Source organism: Pantoea sp. CTOTU49201 (assembly GCF_032054795.1).
GTDB classification, from domain to species: Bacteria; Pseudomonadota; Gammaproteobacteria; order Enterobacterales; family Enterobacteriaceae; genus Pantoea; species Pantoea symbiotica.
Window position 1 is genome coordinate 15,378 of record NZ_DAMBSA010000014.1, and the last position, 8,995, is coordinate 24,372.

The window sequence follows — 8,995 nt, forward strand, 5'->3', positions numbered from 1 at the left end:
ACCTCGGCAATATGAGCCTGATTGATTACATGTATACCGATCAAAGCCCGCCGGCTAGCGTGTTGAAAGTGATTGAGCAGCACGAAGTTCACCTCGAATTGTGCTGATAGCGTGGTAAACGGTCGCCATGAATGGCGACCCTACGAAGGATTGAGTGCGTATTTATGCGCACCAGGTCGCCAGGAATGGCGACCGTTCGAAACAAAGCGTGCACTATTTTTTTCCTGGTACTGACATTTCTTTGTCGCTTTTTTCTGCGGCCCCAGCTTTACTTATCTTTTCACCTCTTGCGCTCGCCCCGGCTTTACCGTTAACGGACACGAAGGGATTGATATGTCGCAGCAAAAATTCAATAAAACACGTTTCGACGCCGCTCTTACCCGCCAATGGCAACATCTTGGACTAACTTCCGCTCAGCAAATGACACCGCACCAATGGTGGCAAGCGCTGAGCAGCGTGCTGGCAGAAATGCTGGCGACGCAGCCACCTGCGCCACCTAAACAAGGGCAGCGCCACGTCAACTATCTGTCGATGGAGTTTCTGCTGGGGCGTTTAACCGGCAACAATCTGCTCAATCTTGGCTGGTACAACGAGGTGCAAGCCGCACTGGCGGAACATCAGATTGAGCTGAGCGAACTGCTGGAAGAGGAAGTGGATCCGGCACTCGGCAACGGCGGATTGGGGCGCTTGGCCGCCTGCTATATGGATTCAATGGCGACCGTTGGGCAGGCCGCGATGGGCCACGGCCTCAACTATCAATACGGCCTGTTTCGCCAGACGTTTGCCGACGGACAGCAGCAGGAAGCGCCGGATGACTGGCAGCGCGATTGCTATCCGTGGTTCCGCCATAACACCGCGCTGGATGTGCAGGTTGGCCTTGGCGGCAAGGTCAAAGAGAATCACGATGGCAGCATCCTCTGGCGACCTAAAATTCACCTCAAAGGTGAAGCCTGGGATTTGCCGGTGGTCGGTTATCGCAACGGCATCACGTTGCCGCTGCGACTGTGGAAAGCCACAAGCGCGCAGCCGTTCGATCTCACCGCGTTTAACAACGGCCAATGCCTGCAGGCCGAGCAGCAAGGCATCGAAGCCGACAAGCTGACCAAAGTGCTCTATCCCAATGATAATCATGCCGAAGGTAAGCGACTACGCCTGATGCAGCAGTATTTCCAGTGCGCCTGCGCGGTGGGCGATATTCTGCGGCGTCATCATCTCGCCGGGCGCGCCATTCGCACTTTGCCCGATTTCGAAGTGATCCAGCTTAACGACACGCATCCCACCATCGCCATTCCGGAGATGCTGCGCGTGCTGCTGGATGAGCATCAATTGAGTTGGGACGATGCGTGGCACATCACCAGCCGCACCTTTGCGTATACCAATCACACGCTGATGCCGGAAGCGCTGGAGCGCTGGGATGAAAAGCTGGTACGCGACCTGCTGCCGCGCCATATGTTGATTATCCGTGAGATTAATCGCCGCCTGAAAAAGGTGGTGAAGAAACAGTGGCCGGACGACAAAGCCACCTGGCACAAGCTGGCGGTGGTGGCCGACGGTCAGGTTCGCATGGCGAATCTGTGCGTGGTGAGCTGTTTCGCCGTCAACGGCGTGGCGGCGCTGCACTCCGAGCTGGTGGTGAAAGATCTGTTCCCGGAATATCACCTGCTGTGGCCGAATAAATTCCATAACGTCACCAACGGCATTACGCCGCGCCGCTGGTTAAAACAGTGCAACCCGCTGCTATCGACGCTGATTGATGACAGTTTGCAGGTTGAGTGGGCCAACGATCTTGATGCGCTGGCGTGGCTGGCACCTTTCGCCCGCAAAAAAGCGTTTCGTCAGCAGTTCCGCGACATCAAACAGCAAAACAAACAGCGGCTGACGCTCTACATCAAGCGCGTCACCGGCATTGATATCAATCCGGATGCGCTGTTTGACGTACAGATTAAGCGGCTGCACGAGTACAAACGTCAGCACCTCAGTTTGCTGCATATGCTGCACTGCTATCGCCAGCTGCGCGATAACCCGGATAACCCCGACTTTGTGCCGCGCGTGTTCCTGTTTGGCGCCAAAGCCGCGCCCGGCTATTACCTCGCCAAAAACATCATCTATGCCATCAACAAAGTGGCGGAGGTGATCAACAACGATCCGCGTGTCGGCGATCGCCTCAAAGTGGTGTTTATCCCGGATTACCGCATCACCGCTGCAGAGCTGATGATTCCGGCTGCCGATCTCTCCGAGCAGATTTCTACCGCCGGTTATGAAGCTTCCGGCACCGGCAATATGAAGCTGGCGCTCAATGGTGCGCTCACCATTGGCACGCTGGACGGCGCTAATGTGGAGATTGCCGAAGCGGTGGGCGCGAAGAATATCTTTATCTTCGGTAACAGCGTGGACGAAGTGAAGGCGCTGAAGGCGGGCGGCTACAGCCCGAAAAAGCTGCGCAAACAGAATCCTTATCTGGATGGTTTGCTGAAGGAGCTGGAGAAGGGCAAGTTCAGCGACGGCGACAAGCACGTGTTTGACCTGATGCTGCAAAGCCTGACCAAAAATGGCGATCCCTGGCTGGTGCTGGCTGACTTTGATGCCTACATCGCCGCGCAGCAGCAGGTGGAAGCGTTGTGGAAGAATCAGGAAGCCTGGACGCGTGCGGCCATTCTGAATACCGCACATACCGGCCGTTTCAGTTCTGACCGCTCGATTCGCGATTACCAGCAGCGTATTTGGCAGGCGGCACGATAATCGGGCGCAGGATTTTGTAGGGTGCGCATTTATGCGCACCGTGTTGAAGGAGACACAATGACGCTTAACAAGCTGGATCAAGCGGCACAGGATGCCGGCATTACGCTGCGCTTTATCAACGCGCACGGCGAGCCGGAAACCATCAGCGATGAGACCAAACGCGCGCTGCTGGCGGTAATGGAAACGCCAACCGGCAAAGTGCCACCGTTGCCGCCGGTGCAGGTCTTTGCCGCACGCAGCAAGCGCCAATTGACGCCACAAGGCAGCGGCACTTTTTCCTGGCAGCTACAAACCGAACAGGGCAAAAGCTTCAGCGGCGAGGTGCAGGGCGGCGAATTGCTCACGCTGCCGCCGCGTCTGTCACAAGGTTATCACCAGCTCACGTTGCGCAAAGGCCGCCAGCAGTGGCAGACGCGCATTATCATCGCGCCGCGACGTTGCTTTATCCCCGAATCCATCGAGCAAGGCGAGAAACTGTGGGGCGCGCTGGTGCAGCTTTACACGTTGCGATCGGATGACAATTGGGGCATCGGTGATTTCGGCGACTTAGCGCACATGCTGGAGAAGGTCGCCGATTATGGCGGTGATTTTGTCGGCCTCAATCCTTTGCATGCGCTTTATCCTGCACAGCCAGAGAATGCCAGTCCTTACAGCCCAACCTCGCGCCGCTGGCTCAACGTGTTGTATATCGACGTTAATCGGCTGGAAGATTTCCAGCACAGCGAAGCAGCGCAGCGTTGGTGGAAAATGGCGAAAACACGCCAGGCGCTGAAGCAAGCGCGCGCGGCCGAGTTTGTCGATTACAGCACGGTGGCCGAACTGAAATTGACCGCGCTGCGCTTTGCCTGGCAGCGCTTTCAGTCTCGCGCCGCTGGCGATGCTTCGTTCCAGCAATTTATCGTTGAGGGCGGCGATCATCTGCGTTATCAGGCGGCGTTTGATGGCATTCTCGCCGAGCGCAGCCAGCAACATCCCGATGAATGGGGCTGGGCGAACTGGCCGGAAGGCTGGCGCAACGCTTTGTTGCCGGAAGTGCAGCAATGGTGCGCGCAGCACGAGGATGAGATTCAGTTCTGGAGTTGGTTGCAGTGGGTAGCGCAAGAGCAGTTCGCCATCTGCTGCCAGATCAGTCAGCAACTTGGCATGGAAGTAGGACTATATCGCGACCTGGCGGTCGGCGTGGCGCAGGGCAGCGCGGAAACCTGGCAGGATCCGGAACTGTATAAACTCGGTGCATCCGTCGGCGCGCCGCCGGATCGTCTCGGTCCGCAGGGACAAAACTGGAGTTTGCCGCCGCTCGATCCGCATGTGATGCGCGCGCGTGGCTATCAACCGTTTATCGATCTGCTGCGCGCCAATATGCGCGACTGCGGCGCCTTGCGTATCGATCACGTCATGGCGTTGCTGCGTTTGTGGTGGATTCCCTACGGCGAAAGCGCGGATAAAGGCGCTTACGTGGCGTATCCGGTGCACGATCTGCTGGCGATCCTCGCGCTGGAGAGTCAGCGCCATCGCTGCATGGTGATCGGTGAAGATCTCGGTACGGTGCCGAAAGAGATCGTCAGCCTGCTGCGCAACAGCGGTATTTTTTCGTGGAAAGTGTTGTTCTTCGAGCAGCACGGCGATGGCAGTTACCGTCAGCCGCACGAGTATCCCGCGCAGTCGATTGCCAGCGCCAGCACCCATGATTTGCCGACATTGGCGGGATTCTGGGGATTTAAGGATCTTTCTCTGGGGCACAAACTGGGCTTGTACAAAGAAAGCGTGTTGATTCCCTTGCTGGGACAGAGGGATAAACAAAAACAGGCGCTATTGGATGCACTGCATCAGATGAATACGTTGCCTGCGCGCCACAGCAAAGTGGCCAGCCGAGTGTCCTTCACGCCGGTGCTCAATCGCGGCTTCCACCGCTATCTGGCGCGGACTAATAGCGCATTACTGGGTCTGCAACCAGAAGATTGGCTGGCTATGTCTTCACCGGTCAATGTGCCGGGCACGGTGGATGAATATCCAAACTGGCGGCGCAAGTTGAGCGTCACATTAGAAGAGATGTTTAGAGGAAAAGTGCCGGGCTTGCTAACTGCGGTCAATACAGGGCGCAGGAAGCGTTAGAGAACGCGCGGCAGCGTCGGGTCGCTGCCGCGTGCTAAATCAGTAGTACGAGTGTTCGCCGCGCTGGTGCTCGGTCAAATCACGCACGCCTTTCAGCTCAGGGAAGGCTGCCAGCAGCTCTTTCTCGATGCCATCTTTCAGCGTCACGTCGATCATCGAACAACCGTTGCAGCCACCGCCGAATTGCAGAATGGCGATGCCGTCATCGGTGATTTCCATCAGCGATACGCGACCGCCGTGTCCAGCCAGCTGCGGGTTAATCTGCGCTTGCAGCAGATATTCCACGCGTTCCACCATTGGCGCATCGTCAGAAACTTTACGCATTTTGGCGTTTGGCGCTTTCAGCGTCAGCTGCGAACCGAGGTTGTCGGTAACAAAGTCGATTTCTGCGTCATCGAGGTACGGTGCGCTCAGCTCATCAACATAGGCTGACAGTTTTTCGAACTTAAATTCGGTATCAGTCGCTTCTACTGCATCGGGTGGGCAGTAAGAAACACCGCATTCTGCGGTTGGCGTACCCGGATTAATGACGAATACGCGAATCTGAGTGCCATCTTCTTGTTTGGACAGCAATTTTGAGAAGTGCTCTTGCGCAGCATCAGTAATAACGATCATGGCGATTGCTCAATAGTTGACTAAATTACTTGGTTATAATACGCCCAACACCGACGCTCTACAAGGTACGGCACAGGCAACCAATGTGTACGCTGGCCGCGCCTTGCGCCAGCAGGATGCGGCTAATTTCCGCCACGGTACTTCCGGTCGTCACAACATCGTCGATAAGCAGGATATGGCGTCCGCGCACCGGCATTTCAAGGCGAAAGGCACCGCGCAGGTTCTTTTTGCGCGCGCTGGCGCTCAATGAGTGCTGAACCGCGCCCTGTCGTACACGCTTTACCCCTTCGCGATATTCACAGCCCAGCCAGCGAGCCAGCGGTTTTGCCAGCAGCGCCGCCTGATTATAGCCGCGTTGCCAGGCGCGCCGACGATGCAGCGGTACGCTTAGCACCAAATCTACACGCGGCAGCCGGTAATCACGACGCATTGTTAACAATTTTAACAAAATCAGCCGCGCCAGCATCACTCTGAGTGCGGTTACGCGAGAAAACTTCAACTGCTGCACCCAATCACTCAGCGGCGGCAGGTAATCGCTGACGCAGCTCAGGCTCTGCCACGGCGGCGGACGGCGCAGGCAGCGCCCGCACGGTTGCGTTCCGCTAGCCGGTAATCCGCAGCACGGGCAGAGCGCTGGCAGGCGCGGAATCTGCTGTACGCAGCGGCTGCATAAGCCGTGGCTGGCAATCTGTAGCGGCAGGCGGCATAGCCAACACAGTGCCGGGATTGGTAGCATAGCGACCTCCTTTTCACTTTTCCGGAGTGTAACCGATGAGTTCGCTTTACTGGCACACCACAGGCACGGGCGATCGCGATCTTGTGCTGCTGCACGGCTGGGGTTTGAATGCCGAAGTGTGGCAAAACATGATTCCGCGACTCAGCCCGCATTTTCGCCTGCATCTGGTGGATCTGCCGGGCTTTGGCCGCAGCCAGGGTTTTGGGCCGCTGACCTTAGCGGAAATGGCGCAACAGTTGTTGCCACAGTTACCCGATCGCGCGGTGCTGCTAGGCTGGTCGCTGGGCGGATTAGTTGCTAGCCAGCTGGCGTTAACCCAGCCGCAGCGCGTTGCAGCGCTGATCACAGTCGCCTCATCGCCGTGTTTTACCGCGCGTGATGAATGGCCGGGCATCAAGCCCGAAACGCTGCAAAGTTTTCAGCAGCAGCTCAGCACTGATTTCCAGCGCACCGTGGAGCGTTTTTTGGCACTGCAAACCATGGGCACGGAAAATGCGCGACAGGATGCGCGTCAGCTGAAAGAGGTAGTTTTATCGCAGCCGATGCCGTCGGTTGAGGTGCTGGAAGGGGGATTAGAGATTTTGCGTCAGGACGATTTGCGCACCGGGCTCGATGATCTGCCGTTGCCGTTCCTGCGCATTTACGGCTATCTCGATGGGCTGGTGCCGCGTCGTATCGCAGAAGAACTGGATGCTCGCTGGCCAGATTCATCCTCGGTAGTGATGGAGAAAGCCGCGCATGCGCCTTTCATTTCTCACCCGGATGAATTTACGCAGCTGATCATGGAGTTTACCGCAGCCACATAAACTGCCATGCAGCCAGCGTCAAAGGCTGGCTGCCATCCAGCTTCTCCCCGCTAATCACATCCTGCACAAGCCGCGTCAGCGGTAACTGCGTCGTCACCTCATGATGGCTGAGATTAAACACGCACAGCAAACCCTCTTCGCTATCCGGCTGATGGCGACGCAGCACCAGCAAGGTGTTCTCGCTCTCCAGCAGCGTCATCGGGTTATCGGGATGAAATGCGGATTGTCGGGTACGCAGCTGAATCAGTGCGCTTAGGCGTTCATACACCTGCTGACGTAGCGGGTTGCCGCCGCTGATCCACTGCTCCATTTCATGCAGATCATATTTCTGACGATTGATGGCGCGATTGTGACCCGCCGCGCGCACGCCGTCGTTATCGTTGCGTGAGCCAAGAATACTTTGGATGTAGATCGCCGGTACGCCGGGAAACGACAGCAGAATGGCGTGCGCCAGCAGGAAGCGACGTAGCCGCGTGTCATCGTCATCGCCTTGCTGATTCAGCGCATCAAAATAGGTGACGTTGATTTCGTATGGGCTGGTGGTGCCATCGGCATTGTTCTTGTACGAGACCAGCGCGCCTTCCAGCGCCAAATCGCGCACCAACGCCACAATCTCCACTTCCGACAAAATGCCGCGTGCCGGATTCAGTCCAATGCCGTCGTGCGAGGCGAGAAAGTTAAAGAAAGTGGTGGTGCCGCCGCCTAAATCCAGCGTGCTGGCCCACTGACGCAACGCGCGCGCCGATCCGGAATGAATGGCGTGCAGCACCAGCGGCGGCAGCGAAAATTGATACACCATTTGCGCTTCATCTTTGCCGTTGCCGAAATAGCTGATGTTGTCTTTATGCGGCACGTTGGTTTCGGTGACGATCACCGTGCCGGGCGCGACTTCATTGGCGATGGCGCGAAACAGCTTCACCAGCTGATGCGTTTTCGGCAGGTGAATGCAGTTAGTGCCCGGCGTCTTCCACATGTAGCCCACCGCGTCGAGCCGCACATAATCCGCGCCTTTGATCAGATAATCGAGCAGCACAGCAACCATGCGAATCAGCACTTCCGGATTGCCAAAGTTGAGGTCGATCTGGTCGGCGCTGAAGGTGGTCCAGATATAGCGCGTTTCGCCATTGGCCATCGCAAACGGCGTGAGCAGCGGCGAGGTGCGTGGACGCGTCACCGCACTGAGATCGGTGGCGGGCGGCATGCTGATAAAGAAATCATCCCAACCGGGATCCAGCGCCAGAAAGTGCTGAAACCAGCGGCTGTGTGCCGACATGTGGTTGCAGACAAAATCGAACATCAGGCGCGTTTCGCTGTGCAGCGCGCTGATGTGCTGCCAGTCGCCACAGATTGGATTGACCTGGTGATAATCGATAACCGAGAAGCCGTCGTCCGATGAGTAGGGAAAGAACGGCAGCAAATGCACCAGGCTGAAAGTGGATTGCAGATGCTGCTGATAAAAACGCGAGAAGCTGGCGAGGGTTGGCTGTTCGGGTTCACGGAACTGATCGGCGTAAGTGATCAGCACCACATCTTTCTCATCCCAGTGCGCCTTGCGCGGCAGTTTTACCGTATCGCGCGCGGCACGAATGTGCGAAAGCAGACGTTCACGTGCCGCGACCGGAAAGCTGCCGTGATAAATCTCATCGATTAAGGCGTTGATAATATCCATTGGATCGCAGGGCCACGCGGCAGGTCATTTTTTCAAAGCGTAGATGGACGAGCAGATTTATCAAGGCGGTATGCGCGCGGAGACGGGATGTCTCCGCGCGTGTTTAAGGCAGGAACTTAACGTTTTTTAAAGGCGGCGGCGAGCGCATCACCCATGGCGCTGTTGCCTGCCGGAGCGCTGGCAGGCTTGCCACGGCCTTTGTTGTTGGCTGCCGGACGCGTTGTCTCTTTGCTGGCATTGCGGCTGCCGCGCGCATTGCTTTCACCGGGCTGCTCGTCCAGACGCATGGTAAGCGCAATACGTTTACGCTGCATATCC

Annotated in this window: 7 protein-coding genes and 1 pseudogene; 4 read left to right on the top strand and 4 right to left on the bottom strand. The window is 57.0% G+C overall.

What is annotated here, in order from left to right; genetic code table 11:
- From RTY00_RS02135 to malQ, 3 genes and pseudogenes are all read left to right on the top strand, one after another.
- A pseudogene (locus RTY00_RS02135) lies at nucleotides 1-107 on the top strand (DeoR/GlpR family transcriptional regulator); the annotation flags it as partial.
- 226 nt (nucleotides 108-333) lie between these two features.
- Nucleotides 334-2,739, top strand: coding sequence for a maltodextrin phosphorylase (gene malP, locus RTY00_RS02140; RefSeq protein WP_312663249.1), 2,406 nt, complete (start codon nucleotides 334-336; stop codon nucleotides 2,737-2,739).
- Nucleotides 2,740-2,796: 57 nt separating this feature from the next.
- On the top strand, nucleotides 2,797-4,851 hold the full coding sequence (malQ, locus tag RTY00_RS02145) for a 4-alpha-glucanotransferase (protein ID WP_312663250.1): 2,055 nt from the start codon (nucleotides 2,797-2,799) through the stop codon (nucleotides 4,849-4,851).
- A 39-nt stretch (nucleotides 4,852-4,890) separates the two neighbouring features.
- On the opposite strand, the gene nfuA is transcribed toward malQ, so the two are convergent.
- Nucleotides 4,891-5,466, bottom strand: a complete 576-nt coding sequence (gene nfuA, locus RTY00_RS02150; RefSeq protein WP_008107927.1) for a Fe-S biogenesis protein NfuA — start codon at nucleotides 5,464-5,466, stop codon at nucleotides 4,891-4,893.
- A 58-nt stretch (nucleotides 5,467-5,524) separates the two neighbouring features.
- Nucleotides 5,525-6,202, bottom strand: coding sequence for a DNA utilization protein GntX (gene gntX, locus RTY00_RS02155; RefSeq protein WP_312663251.1), 678 nt, complete (start codon nucleotides 6,200-6,202; stop codon nucleotides 5,525-5,527).
- A gap of 35 nt (nucleotides 6,203-6,237) precedes the next feature.
- Between gntX and bioH the strand changes: the two genes are divergently transcribed.
- A complete protein-coding gene (gene bioH, locus RTY00_RS02160) occupies nucleotides 6,238-7,008 on the top strand; it encodes a pimeloyl-ACP methyl ester esterase BioH (protein ID WP_312663252.1) in 771 nt (256 codons plus the stop codon).
- Here bioH and RTY00_RS02165 read toward each other — a convergent pair.
- Both RTY00_RS02165 and RTY00_RS02170 read right to left on the bottom strand, forming a co-directional pair.
- Nucleotides 6,992-8,677 (bottom strand): alpha-amylase family glycosyl hydrolase, encoded by a 1,686-nt coding sequence (locus RTY00_RS02165; RefSeq protein WP_312663253.1) that lies wholly within the window; start codon nucleotides 8,675-8,677, stop codon nucleotides 6,992-6,994. The genes bioH and RTY00_RS02165 overlap by 17 nt on opposite strands.
- A gap of 116 nt (nucleotides 8,678-8,793) precedes the next feature.
- A partial coding sequence (locus RTY00_RS02170; RefSeq protein ID WP_312663254.1) for a hypothetical protein occupies nucleotides 8,794-8,995 on the bottom strand: 202 nt, incomplete at its 5' end.

Coding starts and splice junctions, on each gene's coding strand:
- gntX (WP_312663251.1), bottom strand. CDS start 6,202: ATGCTACCAATCCCGGCACTGTGTTGGCTATGCCGCCTGCCGCTACAG.
- malQ (WP_312663250.1), top strand. CDS start 2,797: ATGACGCTTAACAAGCTGGATCAAGCGGCACAGGATGCCGGCATTACG.
- nfuA (WP_008107927.1), bottom strand. CDS start 5,466: ATGATCGTTATTACTGATGCTGCGCAAGAGCACTTCTCAAAATTGCTG.
- bioH (WP_312663252.1), top strand. CDS start 6,238: ATGAGTTCGCTTTACTGGCACACCACAGGCACGGGCGATCGCGATCTT.
- RTY00_RS02165 (WP_312663253.1), bottom strand. CDS start 8,677: ATGGATATTATCAACGCCTTAATCGATGAGATTTATCACGGCAGCTTT.
- malP (WP_312663249.1), top strand. CDS start 334: ATGTCGCAGCAAAAATTCAATAAAACACGTTTCGACGCCGCTCTTACC.